Origin of the sequence: Pseudoalteromonas sp. T1lg122, from assembly GCF_002964825.1 — a bacterium.
Lineage (GTDB): Bacteria > Pseudomonadota > Gammaproteobacteria > Enterobacterales > Alteromonadaceae > Pseudoalteromonas > Pseudoalteromonas gelatinilytica.
On record NZ_PQCG01000034.1, the window covers coordinates 21,081 to 46,844 of the forward strand.

Annotated in this window: 14 protein-coding genes and 1 pseudogene; 2 read left to right on the forward strand and 13 right to left on the reverse strand. The window is 40.6% G+C overall.

Going from position 1 to position 25,764, the window contains the following annotated elements; all coding sequences use genetic code 11:
- Positions 1-16: 16 nt before the first annotated feature.
- Entirely contained in the window at positions 17-418 is a 402-nt protein-coding gene (locus C2M33_RS18215; RefSeq protein WP_171038313.1) for a VOC family protein, read from the reverse strand.
- Positions 411-1,058, reverse strand: coding sequence for an HD domain-containing protein (locus tag C2M33_RS18220; protein ID WP_063707118.1), 648 nt, complete (start codon positions 1,056-1,058; stop codon positions 411-413). The genes C2M33_RS18215 and C2M33_RS18220 overlap by 8 nt, the downstream gene beginning before the upstream one ends.
- Positions 1,059-1,193: 135 nt before the next feature.
- On the opposite strand from C2M33_RS18220, the gene C2M33_RS18225 reads away from it, so the two are divergent.
- On the forward strand, positions 1,194-2,384 hold the full coding sequence (locus tag C2M33_RS18225; protein ID WP_063707115.1) for a class I SAM-dependent methyltransferase: 1,191 nt from the start codon (positions 1,194-1,196) through the stop codon (positions 2,382-2,384).
- Here the strand turns inward: C2M33_RS18225 and C2M33_RS18230 are convergent.
- The 6 genes and pseudogenes from C2M33_RS18230 to C2M33_RS18260 form a co-directional block, all read right to left on the reverse strand.
- Positions 2,381-2,677 carry a PilZ domain-containing protein gene (locus C2M33_RS18230; protein ID WP_063707113.1) on the reverse strand — a complete coding sequence of 99 codons (297 nt, stop codon included), beginning with the start codon at positions 2,675-2,677 and terminating at the stop codon, positions 2,381-2,383. The two genes, C2M33_RS18225 and C2M33_RS18230, sit on opposite strands and share 4 nt — an antisense overlap.
- An 8-nt stretch (positions 2,678-2,685) precedes the next feature.
- On the reverse strand, positions 2,686-3,093 hold the full coding sequence (locus C2M33_RS18235; protein WP_267894588.1) for a response regulator: 408 nt from the start codon (positions 3,091-3,093) through the stop codon (positions 2,686-2,688).
- Positions 3,094-3,172: 79 nt separating this feature from the next.
- Positions 3,173-7,063 (reverse strand): ATP-dependent RNA helicase HrpA, encoded by a 3,891-nt coding sequence (gene hrpA, locus C2M33_RS18240; RefSeq protein WP_105175110.1) that lies wholly within the window; start codon positions 7,061-7,063, stop codon positions 3,173-3,175.
- A gap of 213 nt (positions 7,064-7,276) precedes the next feature.
- Entirely contained in the window at positions 7,277-8,167 is an 891-nt protein-coding gene (locus C2M33_RS18250; protein ID WP_105175112.1) for a peptidylprolyl isomerase, read from the reverse strand.
- 91 nt (positions 8,168-8,258) lie between these two features.
- A pseudogene (tamB, locus tag C2M33_RS18255) lies at positions 8,259-11,944 on the reverse strand (autotransporter assembly complex protein TamB).
- Complete coding sequence (locus tag C2M33_RS18260) at positions 11,944-13,641, reverse strand: autotransporter assembly complex protein TamA (RefSeq protein ID WP_442793153.1); 1,698 nt, start codon at positions 13,639-13,641, stop codon at positions 11,944-11,946. Before C2M33_RS18260 ends, tamB begins: the two are co-directional and overlap by 1 nt.
- A gap of 201 nt (positions 13,642-13,842) precedes the next feature.
- On the opposite strand from C2M33_RS18260, the gene C2M33_RS18265 reads away from it, so the two are divergent.
- A complete protein-coding gene (locus C2M33_RS18265; protein WP_063707104.1) occupies positions 13,843-14,175 on the forward strand; it encodes a ribonuclease E inhibitor RraB in 333 nt (110 codons plus the stop codon).
- Positions 14,176-14,201: 26 nt separating this feature from the next.
- On the opposite strand, the gene C2M33_RS18270 is transcribed toward C2M33_RS18265, so the two are convergent.
- The 5 genes from C2M33_RS18270 to C2M33_RS18290 all read right to left on the reverse strand — a co-directional run bounded on the left by C2M33_RS18270 (position 14,202) and on the right by C2M33_RS18290 (position 25,728).
- On the reverse strand, positions 14,202-15,947 hold the full coding sequence (locus C2M33_RS18270) for a DEAD/DEAH box helicase (protein WP_063707102.1): 1,746 nt from the start codon (positions 15,945-15,947) through the stop codon (positions 14,202-14,204).
- A 68-nt stretch (positions 15,948-16,015) separates the two neighbouring features.
- Complete coding sequence (locus C2M33_RS18275; protein ID WP_063707100.1) at positions 16,016-16,321, reverse strand: H-NS histone family protein; 306 nt, start codon at positions 16,319-16,321, stop codon at positions 16,016-16,018.
- A 110-nt stretch (positions 16,322-16,431) separates the two neighbouring features.
- Complete coding sequence (locus C2M33_RS18280; RefSeq protein ID WP_063707098.1) at positions 16,432-20,586, reverse strand: ATP-binding protein; 4,155 nt, start codon at positions 20,584-20,586, stop codon at positions 16,432-16,434.
- Positions 20,587-20,829: 243 nt separating this feature from the next.
- Entirely contained in the window at positions 20,830-23,496 is a 2,667-nt protein-coding gene (locus tag C2M33_RS18285) for a TonB-dependent receptor (protein WP_063707096.1), read from the reverse strand.
- Between the two features lie 291 nt (positions 23,497-23,787).
- Complete coding sequence (locus tag C2M33_RS18290) at positions 23,788-25,728, reverse strand: S9 family peptidase (RefSeq protein WP_082874115.1); 1,941 nt, start codon at positions 25,726-25,728, stop codon at positions 23,788-23,790.
- Positions 25,729-25,764: the final 36 nt, after the last annotated feature.

Below are 25,764 nucleotides of genomic sequence, written 5' to 3' on the forward strand. Positions count from 1 at the left end.
TAGCGTATTAAAGGCCTCATTTGAGGCCTTGTTTAATTGCATCGTAATCATGCGAAGTAATTTCATGGCTGTTTCCAGCACAATCTTTAAAATACATTGAAAAAGTAACACCATGGTCAGCAACAAGGGTTTTAACATCAAATTGAGCGAGATGCTCAAGCCATGCTAAAAACTGTGCTGCATTTGCGCCAAAGGCAATTCCTTTGCTTCTACCGTCTGCTTCAAAGAGTGCTAAACGAATCGTCTTTGCTTGATCTTCTAAGGTTAAAGGCCCTTGTCCTTCATCCCAAAATGCGAGTTCTGGTACCACATTAAAACCAAGTACTTGCTGATACCACTTTAGCGCAGCCGATAAATCATCAACATTTAAGTGGCAATGATCAACACCACATAAAGATGGAATAGCCATGTTACTCACCAATTTCGGTTTTTAACTGCTCTAAAAATTCGAGCATGTAAGCTGTGCGTCGTTTAGCTTCATCTTTTGCCGATGGCGTGTTCATACTCTCGCTAATGTGTAACAGCTTAATGAAAAAATGATCGAGGGTGTATTTTGTATCGTCAGGTTCACGGTTTAAGCAAAATGGATCGTCTTTATGATACAGATAACGACCAATTGAGCCCCCTACTTTCATGCAGCGACTCACACCAATTGCACCTAAAGCATCCATTCGATCCGCGTCTTGCACAATTTGCGCTTCGACACTTTGGACTTTGATATTGGCACTAAAGCTATGTGCCGCAATAGCATGATGAATAGCACTAAAATACTGCTCAGGATAATTAATTGAAGCTAAAAAACTTAACGCCTTATCTGCAGCCATGGTCGATGCTTTTGCCCTGTCTGGGTGGTTTTTTGCAACCGCAACACAATCATGTAACCAAGCTGCGGGTAACACCACAGTCATTTCTGCCTGCTCGGCAATACATAATTGTTTTGCAACCCTCACTACTCGCTCAATATGACTAATATCGTGTGCGACATCGGCATGGAGTAAAGACAAAATAAAGTCTCGACACTGAGTTTCTAAAGCTGCAAAGTCTATTTCTGGCTGCATATACTGGCTATCACCATTAACTGATTGAAATTATGCTTACTTTAGCGTGCTTACTGGATTTGTTCAAAACATTCATTGTATGTTTGCCAGTGCTTCATTAAACTATGCCCCCTTTTGTTTGACGCGAGAATCCCTATGTCATCTGCTATTTACCTGCAAGCTGGACGAGAAAAATCATTAAAAAGAAAACACCCATGGGTGTTCTCAAAAGCCATTAAAAAAGTAAAAGGTAAGCCAGGACTAGGTGACACTGTCACTATCTATGACAATGACGGTAAGTTTTTAGCGATTGCAGCTTACAGCCCGCAATCGCAAATTCGCGCTCGCGTATGGAGCTTCGATCAAAACGAAGTTATTGACCAAGCATTTTTTGAAAAACGTTTGCGCCGTGCCTATGCTGCGCGCGAACAGGTGATCAGCGAAGGCGGCTTAACAGGTTTTCGTTTAAGCGCTGCAGAATCTGACTACTTGCCAGGCATCACTATCGATAAATTTGATAATGTATTGGTGTGCCAACTGCTTAGTGCCGGTGCAGAGCGCCATAAAGGTGAAATTGTTGCTGCACTAATGACGATTTTCCCAGGCTGCGATATTTATGAACGTTCGGACGTTGATGTTCGCACCAAAGAAGGCCTTGAGCCAATCAAGGGCCTACTTTGGGGCAAGGAACCAACTGAGCCAGTCATCATTGAAGAAAATGGCTTAAAACTCGAGGTAGACATTCTTGAAGGCCACAAAACTGGCTTTTACTTAGACCAACGTGATAGCCGTGCAGCCCTTGAGCGCTTTGTTAAAGACAAAACAGTATTAAACTGCTTTAGCTACACAGGTACTTTCTCGCTCTATGCTTTGCGTGGCGGTTGTAAACACGTTACTAACGTCGATGTATCGCAGCCAGCGCTCGATACGGCTAAGCGTAACGTTGAGCATAACAACCTTGATTTATCGAAAGTTGATTTCGTGAAACAAGATGTCTTTAAGTTATTGCGCCAATACCGCGATGAAGGTGTGCAATTTGATACTATCGTTATGGATCCACCAAAATTTGCTGACAACAAAGCGCAGTTAACCGGTGCTTGCCGTGGTTATAAAGATATTAATATGATTGCGATGCAAATCTTAAAACCAGGTGGCACTTTACTTACCTTCTCGTGCTCTGGATTAATGGAACAAAATTTATTTCAAAAAGTGGTTGCGGATGCAGCCCTTGATGCAGGTAAAGACTTATTAATTATGGAACGACTGAACCAAGCTGCCGACCACCCAATTGCTGGCAGCTACCCAGAAGGCTTTTATCTTAAAGGCCTGATCTGTAAGGTTTACTAGTTAAAATTTACAATTTCTAAACCGGCACTCAAGGAGCCATCTTGCTCCTTGGTTGCTCGCACAACTTTAGCTGTGGCATCAAACGAAGTAATTGCTGTACTTGTAGAAGCAATTAACACCCGATAAAGACTGCCTATTTCTAAAACTTCATCAAGGTGAATTGCCAGCCCTGTTGCACTTAAATCAGTGCACGTCACCTGAATTTCTTCGCCATTAACTGCATCTAATGGGATTAGTTTTGCAGGGGTATGAATTTGCATGCGGCGAAAATCGCGTTTCTCCTCATGAAACATATGGCCTCCTATACCAGTGTTTTTATTTTCTCTATTAATGTTTTAACAGAAAAAGGCTTCACTACATAGGCGTCGCAACCGGCATCAAACCCCGCTTTTTGTTCAAGCTCGGTTTCAAGACCAGACACCATGACAACAGGAATTTGCTCTGTTTCTGGGGTGTTTTTTAGTAATCGGCAGGTATCATAACCATCTAAGCCCGGCATACACACATCGAGTAGTATAGCATCCGGCGGCTCAGCAATAGCCGATGTTAAGCACGATGTGCCTGAGTTTGCATAGCTTAACGAAAACTCATTCCCAAGGCTTGCTTTGAGCATTTCAAAATTAAAATATTCATCATCGACGACCAAAATGGTTGGTCGCGGTCGATTTACCGTACGCTCAGGAACTGAGATCGGTCTTTCCTTTTCTATGCCCACATAATCTCCTTTTAGCATCTGTGTTCTTAACTAAAAGCAAGGAGGCGCCAACCTCATTACTCATTCCTTAGTATTATAACTCACATTCTTTGATTGCGTTTAAAACACGTTTAGCAGATACAGGATAAGGCGTCCCTAGTGTTTGTGCAAATAAAGAAACACGTAACTCCTGCTGCATCCAAAATATCGCACTGATCTCTTCAGGAATTGGCATTCCCTTAGGGATTTTGTTCGCTAATTTTTGATATTGCTCAGCTACTTTTTCAAGCTCAAGCACACACAACCTATCACGATTAGGATCAACAGGTAGCTTTTCTAAGCGGCGTTCAATGGCTTTTAAGTAACGAATTAAATCCGTCATCTTTGCTGCACCATGCTGGCTAACAAAGCCTTTGAACACTAAGCTTTGTAACTGTGATTTAATATCGCCGTGCGCTGTTATCATGGTTAAATCAACACGCCCTTTCATACGTTTATTTAAACCATGAGCAATACTCAACACTTGCTCTACTTGGGTAGCGATCTCAACAACCGTGTCACCGAGCTCGCCGCGAATTTGCTCTTTCGCCTTTTCAAACGCATCTGCAGTGCGAATGTTGCCATATTTAGTTAATAAGCTATCAACGGCTGCAGCGATACAGTCATCAATTAAGTCATTGACCTTACCAAACGGATTAAAGTACAAACCTAATTTAGATTTGTTCGGTAAATTTTGCTGTAAATACTTAATCGGTGATGGCACGTTTAATAACACTAAGCGACGTAAACCTTGTTGGTGCGCCTGTTGTGCTTTGTGCTCATTATCAAATAGCTCAACCGCTGCTGAGTCTTTTTTATCCACCAGCGCTGGAAACGCTTTGATTTCGTATTGACCTTGCTTTTTCACATAAGAGCTTGGTAACTCACCAAAGCTCCACTCAGTCAAATCAGCTTTTTCTATACCCTTGTCGGCTACTTTCGATAAGGTATCCGTTACCTTACCTTGTAACTGGGCTTTTAGTTTAGATAAATTTAAACCGCGAGCGAGTAACTTATCGTGTTCATCGCGTACCTCAAACTGTAAGCGTAAATGCGGAGCAAGGGTTGATAAATCCCATGCATCTGGCTCAACACGCACACCTGTCATACGTAATAAGCGCGTGCTAATTGCATCAATTAAGTTGCCTTGCATCGGCTCGATTGCAGCAAGTACCGCATCGGCGTAGTTTGGCGCAGGCACAAAGTTGCGACGAATCGTTTTTGGTAGCGACTTGATAAGCGCACAAATTAACTCATGTCGAAATGCTGGAATATGCCAATCAAAGCCAGTTTCTTGCACTTGGTTTAACAGTGCTACCGGAATTTGTACCGCAACACCATCAACGGCTTGCCCTGGATCAAAATGATAAGCCAGTGGTAATAACAAGTTCTCTTGCTGCCAAGTATCTGGGTAATCAAACTCAGTGACATGATCGGCACCATGCTGCATTAGCTCTTCTCGAGACATATGCAAAAAGCGCTTATCTTTTTGTTTTTGTCCCTTCCACCACTTATTAAACGCGGCACGGTTATTTACATCTTGCGGAATTTTCTTGTCGTAGAATTCAAATAAGGTTTGTTCATCAACCAAGATATCACGGCGGCGAGATTTATTTTCGAGTACCTGAATATCTTCAATTAGCTCTTGGTTAAATTGTAAAAAGCCTTCATTTTGACCCAGCTCTTGCTCTACCAATGCTGTGCGAATAAATAACTCGCGACTTACTTTCGGGTCAATATTGCTGTATACACAGCGGCGCTTATTTACAATTAATAGGCCATACAAGGTTTGCTGTTCAAACGCGATAACTGCACCCGGCTTTTTCTCCCAATGCGGTTCGCTATAGCTGCGTTTCACTAAATGCTGCGCAAAGCCTTCAACCCATTTCAAGTCTATGCGCGCATTGATGCGAGCATAAAGCTTACTGGTCTCAACAAGCTCAGCTGCCATGATCCATTTTGGGCTCTTTTTAAATAATCCTGAGCCAGGGAAAATATGGAACTGGCTGTTGCGTGCGCCTTTATAGATTTGTTTTTCATCTTTAAAACCAATATGACTTAACATACCGCTTAATAAAGATTGATGGATTCTCTCGCTATCAGCAACATTGGTAGTAGCCTTCATGCCCATTTCATTACAGACCGTTGATAACTGATAAACAATATCTTGCCATTCACGGATACGCATATAGGCTAAAAAGTCCTTTTGGCATAACTTTCTAAATTGGCTATTGCTCAATTCAGATTGCTGCTCTTCAAGGTAATTCCAAAGATTTAAAAAGGCGATAAAATCTGAATCAAGGTCGTCAAAACGGCCGTGCTTTTCATCCGCTGCACCGCGTTTTTCTTGGGGTCGCTCTCTTGGGTCTTGAATAGACAATGCCGCAACAATAATGATCACTTCACGCAGCGCACCTAAGCCATCAGCAGTTAGTACCATTTTCGCTAAACGCGGATCAACCGGTAAACGGCTTAAGCTTCTGCCTGAATTGGTAAGTTCAGTCTTCTTATGACGTTTAGCCGGCTTAATGGCTTCGAGTTCTTCAAGTAGCGTTAAACCATCATTGATATTGCGGCTATCTGGCGCTTGCACAAACGGGAACTGCTGCATGTCGCCAAGCCCCAAACCGAGCATTTGCAAAATAACAGAGGCTAAGTTAGTGCGTAAAATTTCAGGGTCGGTAAACTCTGGGCGCGAATTAAAGTCTTCTTCACTGTATAAGCGAATACAGATACCCGCTTCGATACGACCACAGCGACCTTTACGCTGATTGGCACTGGCTTGTGAAATTGGCTCAATCGGTAATCGTTGTACCTTAGTACGGTAGCTATAACGGCTAATTCGCGCAGTACCTGGGTCAATAACATAACGAATACCCGGTACCGTTAGTGACGTTTCAGCCACGTTGGTGGCTAAAATAATATGACGACGGCTGTGCGGCGCAAAAATTCGGTTCTGTTCAGCGTTTGATAAACGCGAATATAGCGGTAAAACATCCGTGCCTTTGAGGTTTCGCTTTGATAACGCATCAGCGGTATCGCGAATTTCTCGTTCACCGTTCATAAAAATCAGAATATCGCCGGGGCCTTCATCACACAGCTCATCAACGGCATCAAATATCCCCTGTATTTGGTCACCATCCGCTTCCATCTCGTCTTTGTTGATTTCAGTGGTTGGTCTGTAACGAACCTCTACGGGGAATGTACGACCAGATACTTCAATGATTGGCGCATTATCAAAATGTTTAGAAAAACGCTCAGGGTCAATTGTTGCTGAGGTGATAATAACTTTTAAGTCAGGGCGTTTTGGCAGTAAATTTTTTAAATAGCCTAAGATGAAATCGATATTTAGGCTGCGTTCGTGGGCCTCATCGATGATGATGGTATCGTATTGATTTAGGTACCTATCTTGTTGAATTTCAGCCAGCAGAATACCGTCTGTCATCAATTTAATGTAACTATTGTCAGAAACTTGGTCGCTAAAGCGAATTTTAAATCCCACTTGTTGGCCTAGCTCGCATTGCATTTCTTCTGCAATACGATTCGCGACACTTCGAGCCGCGAGTCGACGAGGTTGAGTATGACCAATGTATCCGTCAACACCTCGGCCAAGCTCTAAACACATTTTTGGGATCTGCGTCGTTTTACCTGAGCCTGTTTCACCGGCGATGATCACCACTTGGTTATTGGCGATCGCCTGTTTAATGTCATCTTTCTTTTGACTAACAGGAAGTTGTTCTGGGTAGGTCACTTTAGGCAAGGCAGCCAAACGTTGCTCGCGCAATTGCTGCGAACGGCTAATATCTTCAGCTATTTTTTGCGCTATGCTCGCTTGCTTAGTTTCATCGTTGATTTTTTTGATGCCATGAAGGCGTTTTTTGAAGATGAATTGATCTTTGCGTAAACACGTTTTTAATTCGCCGAACAGCGGACCTAGGTTAACCACCCGATACCCTTATATTTCTTAACCAATAGACTGATATTGTATCAAATAATCTATCAGGTGGTCATGGCTTTATTTATGCCAATTCGCTTAATTAAGTGAACAGTTTTGAGGCAATAAAATCTCGTTGATAACAAGGCAAAAATTTCGTTATTTAGTTGTTCTAAATGAGAGATTTTTAACGCAGTTAGCGACAGATTTAATCCCTCAAAATGATTAAGTATTATTGCGAGTTGGCATAGTCCTCTCGGTTGGAATTGGCATTGCACAAACATCGATGTGATCAGGGCTTTCGACAAACCATGCTTCTACTCGATTTTTACGTGCTTCGATGAGGTCTTTAAAGGCATTTGAGTCTGTTTTCATGACCCGAAACTCACTATTATCAGTGTCTTTAATATCTGCTAATACTTGCATATCTGTGATGGGATTAAATGGCTGACCTTCAGTGGCTTTACGCTGCAATAGATTAAAGTGTTCCATGCCTTCTAAAACACGACCAAACACGGTGATATTACGGTCTAAATAGCGCTGACTATTGCCGATGGTTACATAAAATTCAGTACCGCCGGAATTAATATCATTATCGCGGGCCATGGCAAAAATCCCTGGGCAATGTACTTGCCAAGTTTCGGTTTGGCCTTGGTTTTGTGCTACTGCAAAGCCGTTTAAAAAACCTGTTTTAGCGGCATAGCCATCAGGCCCTTTAAGCTCTGTAATCGCTAAGGGAGTCTCAGTGCGTAGATAAAACTCAGCGGGTAACCCTTTTTTGGCATTTTTAAAGGGTTTACTTTCGCTGGCATCTCCGCCCTGCGCAACAAATCCTTCAACAAAACGATACACACTTAGGCCTTGATAGAACCCTTCTTTGGCAAGCTGTCGCATGTTATTTGCGTGAATGGGCGCTAGTTTATCGTTTAGTTCAATATAAGCAGCACCCGTGGGTAAGGTTAATTTAATGACGTTTTCGGCACTGACGGCTCGCCACTCACTGCTACTTGCGGTTTTAATGATTTCGCCAGCGGAACGTTTTTGGCTTGTTTCTTTTGCAGCAGTTGGTGCAGCTAATACTACGCCAAGGCACAGAGTTAATAGACTTAATTTCATTGTTATTATCTTTTAAGTAACTGACAATTCAGCCTATTAACTTATGCCCTAATAAGCAAGTAAAAGCGATGTTTGGTCACAAGTAGAGGTATTAGTCCCAATCAAATTTATAAAGAATATCAACATTTTGATACAGGCCGCTGGTGACCTCGATATACAATTGCGACAACAATTGATAACGTACCGCCACTTCACTTAATGAATCAAAAATACCGACACTGTATTTTACTTGAATACCCGGTGTAACATAGCCAGATATTTCAACTTTGGTGTCATCCCCACTGCCGCTTGAGCTTAAGCTAACATCAGACAAGCCAAAGCTTTCACCGATTTTAGATACCACACCTTCACTGCGATTAACACCTTGAGCAAGCAGTAATTGAGTCAGCATCGCATCGGTTGAGCTATCTCCTTCATCAAGAGGCTGCCCATTTAATAAGTAAGCCAATGCTTGGGCTTGGTCCATCGCAGGCTCTGAAAATACTTTTAATGAAGGCTGTTCAACATTGCCTGTTAACGTAATACCTGCAATCACGCCATTCGAGGTGTTGTCTGGATTACGAATTGCCTTAATATTCAAGTACGGTTTATCAATTGAGCCGCTAAAGCCCACCTGACCGGTACGAATTTGCAAGTCTTGACCAAAAGCACGATAGGTACCTTGAACTAGGTTCAACTCACCCGTTGCTATCATCGGCGTAACTTGGTCCATGCTGATATTAATGTCGCCTTCAACTTTCGATTGTAAGCCAAACGAATCAACGCGCACATCATTTTCAACCAACACCTTTAAGTTAATTGCATAATCAAAGGGGACTTTTTCTGATTGTTGCTGCTCAATATCAACAATCACTTCATCATCACTGACTTGCACAGCGCCTTCTGGTAGCTCTTCAATCGCAATTCTTCCCCATGGCACTACAACTTGGCCATCAAGATTAAACGCATTATTTTTTAATGACATAGTTAAATCTGGAGACACTTTAAAGGTGACATCTTGTTGAGCACGCACAAAAAACTCTTTACCGTTTAACTTCACGTCAACGTCCGGTAAATCTTGCTGCCAGTCAACACCGCCAGATAAATTAAGCGCGCCCCCTTCGGTGTCTTTAAGCTCACCCGTGAGCTTCGCACTTTGGTTATTAAAGGCAATGTTCACATAAGAGTTTTGCAGCGATATAGGCAAGGTTGCCCCTTCTAGATTGATTTTTTCGACATCAAAATCACCATTGAGTAATGGCTCTTTTAAAGTACCTGCAATTGCTAACCGGCCTTTTATGTCGCCTGTTAATTGCTCAAGTGAAGCAATAAAAGGACGTAGGTTTGTTAACTCAATTTTCTCAATAACCAAGTCGCCCGCTAAGGTCTGTTGATTTTGAATATCATCAATGTTGAGCTCTGACGTTACTTTACCTAATACGGATGAATCAATAGTGGCATTAAGTTTACCAACTTGTGCGTCGCTCATTGCCGATATATCTAAAACCTCAACCGGTAATTTATATACACTTGCACCATCGATTAAGGATGCTTCAAGCTGCTGAGTTTTGATATTGGCACGAATAGTTTTTAGTGCGCCATTATTCCAGTTGGCAACAAACTCCCCGCTTGCATCGCCAGTTACTTTCAAGTTATCGGGTAAGAAGTGTTTAAATTCAGCAATCGATAACGCTGCAAGCTGTGCATTTAACTGGCCTAACTGCTTAGTTTGCTGCAAAGTCTCAAAGCATAATTTTGAGTTATCACTTTGCCAGCAATGTGCAGCGACATTAAAGTCAAAGGTTTTGGTATTAACTTGAATATTAATTGGTTTATTAGTGCCAAAGCGCACCTGATTATCGGTAACAAGAATTTGGCTTAGCGCACCTTGCCAGGTTTCTTTATTAAATTTACCGTCAATATCAAACGACGCCTTGCCTTGGTCTGCATCGAGTAAAAAAGTTAAATGGTGATCTGTTTTATCGCCGCTAGCGTCTAACTCAATTTGATTAATTTTGTGTTCGCTAATCGATGCAGAATCAAGCACCAGTGACACATCTGTTTGCCAATCGGCTGCGTAATCAAATTGCCCTTTTAATGTTAAACCATCAACCTGAATATCTTGATAGCTCAATGTATTAAGAACTAAATTTAAATCAACCGTTGGCGAAAGACGCTCACCACGCAAACTCAAATCAGCAAAGCCCTTGCCTTGCATAGGCAAGATATCTTGACCACTTGCATCTAAACGCAATTTGCCGTCAACTTGCCATACATCATCTACCTGACCCGATAAAGCAATTTCATTTTTACCGCTTTTCACTTCTAGTTTATTGAAACTCGCATGCAAGCTGCTATCAAGTTCAAAATCCGACAATAAGGTCACTGGCACGTCATTCACAGAACCATTTAATTGTGTATTCTCCAACGCAAGCTGCCACTCACTTGCCTGTAAATTGAATGAACCATTAAACTCACCAGATAAATCACTACTTAGTGCATCCGTTAAGTATTGTGCTTTTAAATGGCTTAAAACCCCTTTAAATTCACTTTTCACCCCATTTGACCAATCAACGGATGCATTAATGTCTGCTTTACTGTCGTTGGCATTAAGGCTTAACTGCTCAAGTTTTGCGTTTGTTAAACTACCTTGTAATTGCGATTTCACGGTCATTGCCGGTAATGCGTCTAACTGTGTGACTAAGCTCAAATCGACAGCATAAGCATCGGCATGGCCTTTCGCTTTTAAATCAAAGTCTGATAATTGCAACTGTTGTGTGTCTGTCGCAATTTGCCACTTTGCTATCTGGCCTGTTAAATCAAACGGGTAATTTGTTTGTTTTAAATTCACAGTTCCTTTTAGCTCTGCTGGGTATGTCCCCTGTGTCACTAAATCTAACTTTAAATTCGCAAGCGGGCCTGAAACCGATAACTTCGCTTGATGCTCAGTGCTTTTTACTGAGACTGCGCCCTCAATTGAATTTTCACCCGAAAGCTCTGCCATTAAGTTAGAGTGCAATTGCCATTGCTGATAACCTGCTGCAAACTTTTCAAGATTAATATCGCTTCCTTTGGCTGACGCAATCAACTCGATATTTTCAATAAGCTGAGCCTCTTCTGCGCCATAAGGAGTAACGGCAACTCTACTGATTTGAAATTGCTTCAGCTCAACATTAATTGGGAGCGTAATATCAATTGCGGGTAATGCTGGCAACTCAGTTAATGGGGCTGATTTAGGCTGCTCTTTTGCTTCGTGCAGCATCACAGCAACATCAGCAATGGTCAGTGAATCCACAGTAAGATCCGATGCTTCGCCGCGACCATTTAAGTTTAATTTGTTGACTGTTACATCGGCACTCGGGTGCGCGAGATTAAAGCGATTAATGGCAATACGCTTCACAGTCACTTTCATTGGCAAGCTGATTTGTGTAACTTGTACAATTTCGGGCTCTGCTTGCGTGCTCTGTTCGGTTGATGCCGCTTGACCCTTAATGCTTAGATCTATCGATTGGGCGCTTAAATTATCAAGGCAGTACCATCACAACGCCACCAGAACAAATCAATTTTTAGCTGCTTTGCATCAAGCTTGATGCCTTGGTTTTCAAAATAAACATCAAACGCATCGTTATATAAAAACCGCCCTGATGGCAGCTTAATTGTTAAACCATCAACTAACTTATTAGCTGTGTACGCAATAAAGTGATTACCGGGTGCGGTAAACAACAAACAAAACACAATGACTAGCAAACTTGCCAACGTGATCGATAGAACCTTAGTTATCTTTTTTAACATCTTCATTAGATTTCAGGCCCTATGGTAATACTTAATCGGGTACTTTTGCTTTCTTTTGTTAAACCCCAAGCATGGTCGATACGTACAGGGCCAACCGGTGTTAAATAGCGAAAACCAAAACCGGCACCGACTTCAACGCGATCACTAAAATCATTTGTCGCGGTACCACTATCGACAAATAAAGCCGCGCGCCAATGCTCAGCAAATTGATAGTTATATTCAACGGTGCCGCTCATTAAATATTTACCACCAATTAAACGGCCTTTCTCATCTTCAGGCGAAATAGATTCATAAGCAAAACCACGCACACTTTGATCACCCCCCGCGTAGAAACGAAGCGATAGCGGAACGTTGTTGATATTATCGACTAGCATGGCGCCAAGATTGGCTCTTAAAAACAGCATATGGCGATCTGCAAAGGTGGTTAACCACGCATTTTGCAGTTGCAATCGCAAAATATTGGTTGAAGACATCATGTCTTTTAAACCAAATTCGGCCGATACCATCCATTGATAACCTTCATAAGGTGTTGTGCCTCCTTCGGTATCCTTTTTCGCATAACTAATACCAGGCATTAGCATTTTTGCGCTTTGCTCTTCATCCCCTATTCGATAGGTCTCATAATCGCGTCTTAAAAAGGCTGTCCGTACCCAATCATCATCGGTTAGCCACTGCCGCTGGAGTTGCCCCGTGAATATACGGCTGTATAAATCATTGGTTAATTCATCTTCAAGTTTGTAACCCACAGAAAAACGCCAAAGATCATCATTAGGGTCATCAACCGGCACCGTATAACCGAGTGAAATATCTTGCTGACGTTCTGACACATTCAAATTACTTTCTAAATAATGACCATCTTCGGTGATCCAAGGTTTCGTCCATTTGAAACGTACTTTTGGTCCTAGGTCTGTGCTGTAGCCGCCACCGACTTCATAGCTATTGGCAGGCTTATGTAACACATCAACATTCACAGGCACTTGATTATTTTTACGTTTTGCAATGTCGGCATATACGCGCACACTTGTAAAATAGGGTGTACTCGATAATGCTAAGTTGTAATCCGAAACTTCGGTAGATTTGTAAGGCTGCCCTTGCTTAAATTCAGCCAGCGAACGAATGTATTTTTCAGCAGGTGTCTCACTACCGATGGTGATAATACCAAACTGATAGCGAGGCCCGGTATCAACATTAAAAATGATCTTTGCGCTATTATTTTTTAGCAATACCGCCAATTTATGCTCATGCCATTTCGCATCAAAATAACCTAACTCTAATAATTGGCTTTCAATACGTTTTCTTGCAGCCTCATATTTGCCATGATTTAAAAAATCACCTTGTTTGATTTTGATGCTGTTGACGGCCGACATGAATTCAGCGTCATCTTTACCGGCGCCTGTGATAGTCACATTAATATCTGCAATTCGCGTAACTGGGCCACGTTCAACATCAACAATCAATAACTGCTGTGCGTTATCGAAACTAATTTTGATAGTCGGCTTATAATAACCAAGCGCTTTTAAACTCATTTCTACTTGGCTTTTTGCGTGACGCCTCAACGCCTTGGAAGTTTTTTCATCGACCAGTTGCTTAATGTAAAGCTCAACGTTTTTTTCAAGCTCATCACTGATCCCTTGAATTTTATAATCTTTAATAACGGTGGCTGCACTAATCGCATGCTGACTATAAGAGAAGCAGTAAAGCACAAAGACAAACAACAAATGCCGAGTATACAAAAAATATCCTTACTTTTTTGGAAGAGTCATAATCTAAAATGAGTACAAAAAGATACTAGCACAGTGCAATAGCCACTGACATAATTGAAATGTTAAAATTAGTACGCGTTAAACAATTATTTTCGCTACAATAGCGGATAATACCTAGATTTATAATGAATGAGCGACTAAATGCACTTCCCTGATGACGAAAACGGTCAATTATTAGCTGAAATTGCTGACGCTGGTGTTGATTTAACCAGTATGCAAACTATCGATTTCTATATTCTTTTTGAGCAAAAGCCTGAAGCAGAAAAATTTGCTAAAGCCATTGCAAGTGATGAGCTAGCCCCTTCAACAGAGTTAACCAAATGCCCAGATACTGGGGTGTGGGAAGTAATTACTCGCGTGAAGATGGTGCCAGATCACACGTTACTTAGCCAAACTGAACAATACTTAGAAAGCATCGCTAATGGCCATAATGGTTATGGTGATGGCTGGGGTTTAATGGCCGAAGAAGAATAAGCCATTCCCACAATCTCGTAAGGGGATCAATGTAGTTGATTCGCCTTACGAAAATTGCCTTGATAATCAAATAGCTTTTCTGCCACTTTCCAACCGTATTTTTTATTTTTTCGTGCAATCACAAAATCGGGTGCCAGTAATTGCTGCTGTGAATCGACAACCTGCTCCGCGCTTTGCCAATTAATTGGGGTAAAACCTGGTGCTGCTCGTTTTCCAAACTGCTTATTAAAAATAAACCGACCGGTGTCATTTGCTAAGTTAAACACCTCATCACAACTGGCTCCATCTTCATCATAGTAGCTAATTTTAAGTAAACCTTTTGCGAGCAACTGTGCCGACAAACCACTACATCTTAATACCAAGGCATCTTTGAGATTAAGCGCCTCTCGCAGTTTATCATCAGGGTCTGCCATCATTGCACCACAAGACTGACACTGCCTTGCAGCAATATCATTTTGTTCTCCACACTGCTCACATTCTTTAAAACGAAAACGGTAATCACACTGTACTTGCTCTTCACCATCGTCCAGCAAGCCTTGGCAACGCCTGCCAAAATGCTCAACCACTTTGCCTTCGCTGTCTGTTTTACCCCAAAAAATATTCGCAAATCCACAGCCTGGGCACAGCACTTGAACTGGTTCATTATCACTTTGCGCTTTTTTACTGCCTACTTCAGGGTAAAATAAATCAAAGCCGTTACCTGCATAATCAATAACTAAGCAGTCTTTTTTCCCTTCGCTTAAACGCAAGCCTCGACCCACAATCTGTTGGTATAAACTGACCGACTCGGTGGGGCGTAAAATCGCAATATAATCAACGTGAGGTGCATCAAAACCCGTCGTGAGTACGGACACATTAACTAAATACTTTATTTTTTTGGCTTTAAATTGATTAATAATCCGGTCACGTTCGTTATTATCCGTATCACCCGTGATAAGTGCCGTACTATCCTCAGGTAAGTAACTGGTAATTTCTTTGGCATGCATCACAGTTGCGGCGAAGATCATTACGCCATGACGCTGTTCACTGTATTCTATTACTTGATTGATAATGGCTTTTGTTGCACGTGTATTATCTTTTAATAACGCATTCATATTCTCAATGCTGTACCGGCCAAATGAATCACTCGGCAATGATGAAAAGTCATAATGGCTAATAGCTGCATCAACTTCATGGGGTGGCGTTAAATAGCCGTTTTTGATCATATAGCGCAGTGGTAACTCAAAAATACACTTCTTAAATGGTGCCTCTTTATCCCCTCTAACAAAACCATGATAGTGATGATGATAAACCCAGCCCATCCCCATACGAAATGGTGTCGCGGTTAAGCCAAGCACTTTAAGGTTGGGGTTTTGTTTTTTTAGACTCGCTATGACCTGCCCGTATTGACTGTTGTCATCACCGCTTACACGGTGGCATTCATCAATGATCAACAAAGAGTACGCATCGGTAAGCTGCTCTGTATTGCGAGCCAATGATTGCACACTTGCAAAGGTGACTTGCTCTGTTAAAGACTTTTGTTTTAACCCTGCAGAAAAAATACTCGCCTTAAAGCCAAAGCTAATATATTTCTCAGCGTTTTGTTCTACCAGCTCTTTAACATGCGCAAGCACCATAATTTTTTGTTTGGCAATACGTGCAAGTTCAGCAATAACCAGGCTTTTTCCTGCTCCTGTTGGTAATACAATCAGGGCGGCGTCGTCTGTTTGTCGAAAGTGAGCAACCGTGCGAGCCACGGCCTCTTGTTGATAGGGTCTGAGTACGTACTTCATGTTATCGGACTATAATCGACATAAAAAAGGGAAGCATACGCTTCCCTTGATATTCTTTAAAGCAAAAATTAAGCGAGGTGTTTTGTTAAATCCACACCTTGGAATGCTTTAGGACGTTTACCACGGCCTGTCCATTCAACGATTTCGCCATTAAATTCGATGCGGTACTTTGGTTTTACTTTTGTACGCTTATCCGTTGTTGCTACATCCTGTAGATCTTCTAATGTAAGTCCTTTTTCTTTTAGTAGATCGAGTACTTCTTTTTTAGCTTCTTGCTGTTGAGTATATTTCTCGATTGCTGTGTCGATTAGCTGTTTTGCTTTTTCTAATTCAGATAATGACGCAGATTTAACAAAAGATCGGATTTCTTTCATTGAGAGCTCTCTTAAATATTAAAAGTTAGGTTAAATGTTCAACACGACCTAGTATATGTTGAAATCATAAAATAATCTATTCTATGTTTATTTTTCATCCTATCTTTTTATTATAGCCATAGCTTAATTTTATCTATGACATCGCTTAGCTCTGTAATTAACTTTTCGACAATTAATGTATCTTGCTGTTGGTTAAAGGTATTTTCTGTTGTCACGATTAGTTCAGACAAAGGTGGATATTGCAACATCACAATAGCGCCTTTAAGCTTATGTATTGCTGCAGAAACCTTTTCTGAATTTTGAGATTCCAAGTGCTCATGCAAGGTATTTAAGTCACTTTGCAAACTGCTTATAAACACGTCAGCGAGCATTTTTGCGTCATTCTCATTTCCAAAAATAGTTAACCAGTGTTGTTTATCTTTTATACCCTGTAAACTGATATCACTCCCTTCGTTACCGTTAGGCAAATCATCTGTTTTTAAATCGATAAACTCGACTAAACGATTATATAATTCATTGAGTTTATATGGTTTAAATAGCACACAATTCATGCCTGATTTGAGTGCTTTATTTAAACACTCTTTTGAATCATCTGCAGTAAAGCCAATTATTGGTAAACGTTTAAACTTTTCTTGGCTTCGTAATTGCTCTGTTAATTTAAACCCATCTAAATCGGGCATATGACAGTCTGTTAATAATAAATCAAAATGCCCTGTTTCAAGCGCCCTAAGTGCAGCAATGCCATCATCAACCATCACGGCTTTGATTCCGAGCTTCTGACATTGCTTTTCAAGTAATAGCTGATTTGTTTTATTATCTTCAGCGATTAATATTTGCCCATGTATCTGTGTATTATGCGTAGGTATGCCCTCATCATCACTGGTGTGTACGCTGTTTATAAGCTCACGTAAGGTATCTGGGTATAATGGTTCTACAGGGAGAATATGACAGCTACAATTTGCTGGTCTATGCGCTTTTTTAGCACTTGCTACTAAAATATAGTTATTGTTTGCGGCACTAATAGACTGCTGCCACTGCTCTCCCCACAACGCTTTAATATAGCTCTCATCAATTAGAATATTGTCAGCTTGTTCAAATGCCTCTTTATCAATTGGCGCACTTAACGGGTGGTGCTTAACGCCCATACTTGCAAGGTTATTTAATAACTGATGATCTTGACTACACACAGCCCAATTGATTGAAACAGCCTGTAGTTTTTGTTTGCTGACGTTTTTAAGTGGCACAGCAATATACACATTAGTGCCTTTACCATAGGTACTTGAAAGGGAGATTTCACCCTGCATGGCTTCAACCAGTTGCTTTGCCAAGCTCAAACCTAATCCGGTACCGCCATGTCGACGTTGAATAGAGTTATCAGCTTGCTCGAAAGGAGTAAATGTATGTGCCAGCTGTTCGGCTGTCATGCCTTTACCTGTATCTGATATTTCAATTTTTAGAGATTGCTTATCAAATAACACATCACAACTTATTGAGCCTTTTTCTGTAAATTTTACGGCGTTGTTTAACACATTTGAAAGGACTTGCATCAGGTGACTTATATCGACCGATGCGAGCGTGTACGCCGCAGTGCGCCATATCAGATTGAACTCAAGCCCTTTTTGCTTAGCAAGGTATTCATGGGCACGCATTACACGGCATAAATGTGCTTCTAAATCGACTTCGCGTAATTCAACTTCGATATTACCCGTACTGGTGTTAGCAAAATATAAAATATCATCCACTAATGTACGAAGCTTGGTTACTGAGCTGTCGATATGATCCACCAGATAATGCTGCTCTTCATCAAGTGGTGATGATTTTAGAAGCTCTATAAAGCCATTCACCCCTGACATAGGTGTTCTTAATTCATGGCTCATGGTGGCAATAAAACGGCTTTTTGCTAAATCAGCTTGATGTGCAAGCTGAGTGGCTTTACTTAAGTCTGCTTGTTGGCGTTTAAGTAAGCTAATATCTAGCAAGATACCATTCCACCTCACCCCTTGCCTATCGTCACGTTTATTAATTTCTGCATTGGCAATATAACGACACCAAATTTGCTGGCCGAGATTATTTATCCGAAACTCAATATCGATCATTTTGTTGAGTTTACTGGCAGCTTTAAAGCTCTTCGCGATGTGTACCCGATCTTCATCAACAATAAAAGGCGAAATACAACCTGTCATACCGCGCTGGTTAATCATTCTCGACGTAATTCCTAATAAGCTCTGTGCGCCTTTACTTATATAGGTATAACATCCCTCACCGTTGTCATAGTATTCATACTGGAACACGCCTCCAGGTATGGTATCTGTAATAGTTTGCAATAACTGCTGAACTGACTGATTCTCACGCTGCAAATGACGATGCTCTGTCACGTCTGTAAGTACGGTCATAATACCAGCCAGCTCACCATCTAAGCCCACATAAGGCTTTTTGGTATATAGCAGCTCCAGTTCTTTGCCAGCTTTGTTAATGTAATTAATATGCTGATTAATGACTTTACCTGAACTTAAACTTTGCTCATTTTGTGAAATCAGTTTTTTTACGACTTTAATATCGCCACGCAGGTATTGGTTATTTTCATCCCATAGGTGTGCAAAATTCTCTTTGTAGGCCCTGTTCCACATAATGCGTTTTTGGTGCTGATCTTGAATCACCACCATTGTCGGTAAGTCATCTATCAATTTTTGCGTGAAGTTAAGCTTACTGAGGGCCACTTCTTCAGCCTCTTTACGCTTTGCAATTTCACGGTTAATGGTTAAACGCCAACTAATAAAATAGATCACCGATACAGCAATCAGAATTAAAATGAGAATAGCCGTGGTATTTACCGTTTTTCTATCATAACCACGCTCAATACTAAAAATACCATGGCGATTAACAACATGGCTAAAATCATTGCTGGTCAATGTTTTGAACAGACTATCTAGCAACGTCGCAAATTCTGAAAAATGTTTATTCACTAAAAAATAAATAGGCTGGGTATATCGGTATTTCGGATTGATATAAAACTCACCAATATAGAATTGGTTTAATTGGTAGGCTGCAATACTTTGCGGCAGGATCACCGCGTCAATATTGTCATTCCTGAGTGCAAAAAATAGCGTTTTGATAGAGTCAAATGAAACCGTCTCGACTAACTCATTCGTTAAAAGCTTTTGTTTCGGATCGGCAAATACCTCTAAATAACCTATTCGCTTGGTGTTACTCGCTCGCTTTGAGATCAACACCATTTCTAAACTGTAATGTGATGGCAGCGCAATTAATACCCCTTCATCAATTTTGGTGGGAGTCATTGTTGGGATCAGATCGATTTTATTGGCTAAAAATAACCTTTCGAGTTCTTTACTGTTTGCTGCTGGAATATATTTGAATTGAAAGCCACTACGTTGTGCTAATAGCTCAAGGGTATCGTTTAGGTAACCACTGGCTTCACCTACATTGCTGGTTGCATGAATTGGATAGAGACCATCCACAAATGAAAAAGTCAGTAAGTAATTATTTTCTTCTTTTTTATCAATACGATTAAAATCTCGCTTGAATTGACTATACGCTTTAGCTGCTAAATATTCTTCGCTGGCAGAGCTTTCCCACAGTTGTTTCGTGGTCGGTGAAATCGCAGCAAGTACTGAGTTAACCTGATTGCGTAATGCTGTTTTATTTTTATTAAACATAACATGCAAGGTTTCACTCGATAGCCAAATTGGACTCACAACTTTAAGGTTTTCTTGAGAGCGGTTTTTAAGTTGGTGGGATAATACTGAGTAATCGCCCATAAAGGCGTCGAACGTGCCATCGGCAACTTTTTTAAAAGCATCTTCGGGTTTTATAAAACGATTAATAAATAGCGCGCCATTTTCAACTAGGTATTCACAATGTGAACTCCCTGTAATACATACCCATCGCAGACTCGCCAAGTTTTTTAGTGCGTCATTCGCGATAGATTGATTTGCGACAATACCTCTAGGCGCTTCCATGAAGGGGGTAGAAAATAAGAAATGCTTTTTACGTTGCGCCGTTTTATTTAAACCCACCGCAAAATCAATTTCACCGGCTTTAAGCGCATCTAAAAGTTCATCTAAGCTATCAAAGACACGATATTCAAGATCCGCTTCAGCCAAACGTGCAATTTCATTACTGTAGCCAACAATAACCCCAGAAAACTGCCCATCAGCATCCCGGGTATGGTAAGGAAAAAAATTGTAGCTGACGATACCCGCTTTGAGTTGTGTGGCTAAGACATCGAATGAAAGACACAGCGTCAAAAACAACACTATGATTTTATGGAAATAACTCAACTGAAACATCGCTTTTATTAAGGTTTTTTAAGTATAAGAGCATAAATTGATTTAAACAACTGCACGTAAATCTTGCGCAAGAGCTTAAGTAAATAATTAAACCTTAAAAATAAATTATTTTATAACTGTAAAACCTATAGTGAATTTGTTTATAAAATAAAAAACCCTGCAAGTGCAGGGTTTTAATATACAAGTATTTAAATCGTTCGTTTAGAACTTAAATTTGAAACCTGCATAGTACAGACGACCCACTTGGCTATAAAGAGTATCGTCGTACGCCAGTTCAGAGTTCAATACTGGATCTTTATCAGCTAGGTTATTAACACCAACTGTTAAATCAAGGTTCCAAGGCGTTGCGTAAGTATAGTTAACATCAATAATGTTATATGAAGATAACTCACCAACAGCTTTGAACTTAGTACCTTCGTCATTTGCATCTTCAGTTTCTTCAGCTGTTGAAGCAATGTGATTCCAGTTTACATTTAACATGTGAGCTTCGATATCCCATGTTAAACCCCAGCTAATTCTTCTTTCTGGTAAACCAGCACGGCCAATTTTATCAACGTTCGGGTAACCGATGATATCTGGTTCTTCATAGCTAAGTACTTCTGACCAAGCAAACTTAGAACGAAGTTGACCTGCACCACCTAAGTCAAATACAGCGTTTAGTTTGAAGTCTAAACCATCTGTAGAGAAACCAGGGATGTTAGCCATTGGCGCAGTTACAAGTAATGAACGACCAGTTGGATTACCACCACGGTCTACAGATACTTGGTCATAACCAGCTGCGTTATCATTTGGATTTTCAGGGTCACCTAAAAGGCCCGCTAACTCAAGGTCAAATACGTCTTGTGTAGATAGAGAGCTAACTTGGTTTGTGATTTTAATATCATAGTAGTCAACTGACATATCAATGTTATCTGTGACGTTATAAACAACACCGAAGCTAACACTTTCTGACTCTTCAGGCTTTAATGAATCAGTACCAATGAAGTAAGTTGTATGTTGTTGAGTACGACAATCAGAGCGTGATGTACCCGCTGATGAACATACCACAACGTCTTTAGCTGATGAAGCTGACTCTTGTGGTGCTTTATATAAATCTTCTAGCGTTGGAGCACGGAAACCTTCACCCCAAGCAGCACGTAACACTAACTCATCAAATGGTTGATACTTAAGTGAAACTTTAGGTACAAATGAAGAACCTACATCGCTGTAGTCATCATATCGTGCAGCTAAGTTAAGCTCTAATGTATCAATCACAGGGATTAACATTTCAGCAAAAACAGCTGATTCTGTACGATCACCTGCTGCTGAACCACCAGCAGTACCGATTATGTTTTTCGCTTCGTTTTGAGCTTCAGCTTGGTCAAAGTAATCAGTTTCGCGGTAGCTAGCACCAACGTATAAGCCAAGTTCACCACCTGGTAAAGTAGCTAACTCATTGAAGCTAACGCCTGCAGTTACTTCACGTAATGTACTACCAGAACGACGGTTACTGTTTGCAGCAATATTCGCTAATTGCTCAGCATATGCCGATTGATCAGGGTCGCGAGGATCCCAACCATCAACAATTGCATTTTCTACGCTTGGGCGGTGAACATAGCCTTGGCCCCACTCGTTCATTTCATAACGGTTATAGTGTGCATCAACGTGCCAGTCGATCGTGTCACCCATACCATTTAGAGATGCACTCCAATCAGCCATGTTACTAACTTGCCAAGTATCACGTGAAGTACCTACGTTATTAAAGCGGTAATAACCACGGTCGCCTTCGTTAACTGCCGTTAAACCTTTAGTTGTATCTTCAGCAAGCGCGATTGGGAAAGTAAACCAACCCGCAGCAGGTGCGAAACGACCAAAACTCTCGTTGCGCGAGTGTAATGAACGGAAGTTAAAAATTAGATCATCATTGATGTCATAATCAAAGTTTACGAATACTGAGTCACGCTTCGTTGATGCAGCGTCAGCAGCAACCGCAGTGTAATCATAATGACAGCCATCATCATCTGGGAAGTCTGGAGCATCGTTATGATAAGCAAATGCTGAACCATATTGAGAACAATCTTGACCAGTGATCATTGGATTAAACTCAAATGTTTGCATGTCTAGGATGTTACGGCCGTACCAGCTTTGACCTGTTGTACCAGCGAATGTACCTGAACCATCATCTGTTGCACGAGAGAACCAACGGTCACGAGCAAAAATGATATCACGCTCGTCATGCTCATAGCTGAATACTAAGTTTGAGTTTTCAGATTTAAGGCCTGTGATAATTGAGAATGATGATTCATCACCACCACCATCACGGCTTGGAGAACCCATACGACCCTGAACTTGAACACCTTCAAAGTCTTTTCTTAAAATAATGTTTACTACACCAGCGATCGCATCAGAACCGTATACAGCTGATGCACCATCACCCATCACTTCAATGCGTTCAACAGCCGCAAAAGGAATGGTATTTAAGTCAGCTGCACCACCACCCATAACAGGTGAACCTGGCATTTTCTTACCATTGATTAGTACTAGTGTTCTAGAAGAACCTAAACCACGTAAGTTAACTGTTGCCTGGCTTTGCGCAGTACTACCTGATGATGGTTGAATTGAGCCAAATGAGTTGAATGTTGAGCGGTTTAATACGTCTGCAACACTTAGTTGACCTGAATTATCTAAAGATGCACGGTCGATTACAACTACAGGGTTTGCACCCTCGATATCTGTACGTTTAATACGTGAACCAGTAACTTCGATTCGCTCAACTTTTTCTGCACCTTCTTCTTCAGCAGCAAAAGACGAAGCTGAAAATGCAGCAGTTGACGCTGCACCAAAAGCAATCGCTAAGCGAACTGCTTTTGAAACTTGATTATTTAACATTTGATTCTCCCTGGTCATATCCATGTTATGACTTTATTAATTTATTTTAACCCCTTAAAAGGTACTAGTACCTCATAAGGGGATTAAATACTAATATTAGGGACAACTTTTGGTCAACAGTTTTTTAACCATTGTTTTTCAATGTAAATTTTAAGTTTCACCTGTATATAAAATTAGAGAAAAATCTGATTACATATATTTCACATTAATTTATATATTCGAAACAATAAAAAACCCAGAACAAGATCCACACCTTGAATTCTGGGTTTTTTATATTTTTTTGATAATTAATTATTTCAAATATCTAGCCAAAAACTTTTCCATTTTTGTATAAAGCTCAACTTTATTTTCTTGCTTTTGAAAACCATGGCCTTCATTTTCTTTCATTATCCACTCATCATCAGACAAAATTACTCCTTTTTTTGCCAGTGCATCGCGTAGATCTGTCGCATGTTGCTTAACTACACGGGGGTCTTTCGCACCTTGTACTATCATTAATGGCGCTTTAATTTTATCAACATGTTGCAACGGTGACATTCGTTTCATTAGGGCTTCATCAGATGGATCGCCTATTTGCATTTCCAGCACTTCGCGTTGCGATTCCCAATGCTTTGGCAATGTTTCAAATAATAAAGACACATCTGTTACGCCAACGTAATCAATTCCACATTTGTAAAGTTCAGGAGTAAACGCAAGGCCTGCAACTGTGGCATAGCCGCCGTAACTTGCACCATAAATACAGACTTTATTTGCATCAACAATTCCTTCAGAAACCAGATAGTTAACAGTGTCTGTAATATCATTTTGCATTTCTGCCCCCCACTTGCCGCCATAGCCAGCTTGCTGAAACTTTCGACCATAACCACCTGAACCTCTAAAGTTAACCTGGACTGTCGCATAGCCTCTACTTGCAAAGAACTGAGCTTCAGGATTAAACCCCCAATAATCTCGAATTCCGAAGGGACCACCATGTGGATTTACGATGAGAGGTAGCGCCTTACCCGATGAGTTTTTAGGGATTGTTAGATAACCATTTAATGTTAAGCCATCCCTACTTTTAAATTCGATCGGCTGCATTGGCGACATCGCTTTGGGATCTATCCATGACATTGGGCTCAATAATGCTTTTAAGCTATTGTCATTTTGATTAAATAAATAATACTGCCCTGGATCTGTGTCACTCGCTGCATAAACAATATTGAGCACTTCATCATCAGAGCGACTGGTAATTGTCACAACTTTATCGGTAAATGCTTGCTTTAATGAGGTCATCATTTTTGCAGTCTGTTCATCGAAATATACTTCTTCAGGGTATTTGTCAAAATAACTAATTGCCGTTAGTTTTTTACGCTTTCGCGAAAAACTTAGCGATGTGACATCGACGTTATCATGGGCAAATATTTGTTCACCTAACTTGTTCGTTTCTGGATCAAAATAGAATATAGCTTTGGTATCACGGTCTAGATCGGATGCAACGAACAACTTTTTATTATCAAAATCAAACGCCAATGGTTCAATATTTGCTTCTTCGGCATTGTATTCACGGAGTACTTTAAATTTTTCTTCACCTTTTCCTTTGTAAAGTAAAGTACCTTTTAAACCTTCAATTGCTAAGGCACCCCGTACCTCGCCATCGTGATCAAGCATCCAACCTTGAACATTCCCTGGATTTTTTGCAATCAAGTCCATTTTGTAATTACGCTCGTGCTTACGATCCCAACGACTATCAAGTGGTAGCTTATACAAATCTGGAGCAACGATATTTCGGCCATTATATTGCACCAGAATATGCTTTGGATCGTCTGGTAATAAATGTACAACTGACGCTGAACGTATTCCAGATGCACCCACTTTAGATCCAACTAACTGTATTACCTTCGCCCGTTTATTGTGGGCATCAATGGCGTAAATACTAAAAGCTTCATTACCATTACTATCTAGTGTGAAAATAATGTCATCATCATTCGCCCAAGAGAAACTATTGATATCTTGTTCATCAAACTTTGTAATAGGCCTCGCATTTTTAAAACCATCGACTTCCATTACAACTATATTTCTACGTTCGTTGATCGGCGATAAAACCGCAAGGTACTTTCCATTTGGAGAAAGTTGCAAGTTGGAAAACTTAGGCGTTTTAAAAAAGTCTTCAATTGCGATGTCCTTTGCTTTAGCACTTACATCCATTGATACACTGATCAAACTACTTAAAAATAAAAACCATATTATTTTCATTTTAATATTCCATTTAATTATGACGATAAATATTTA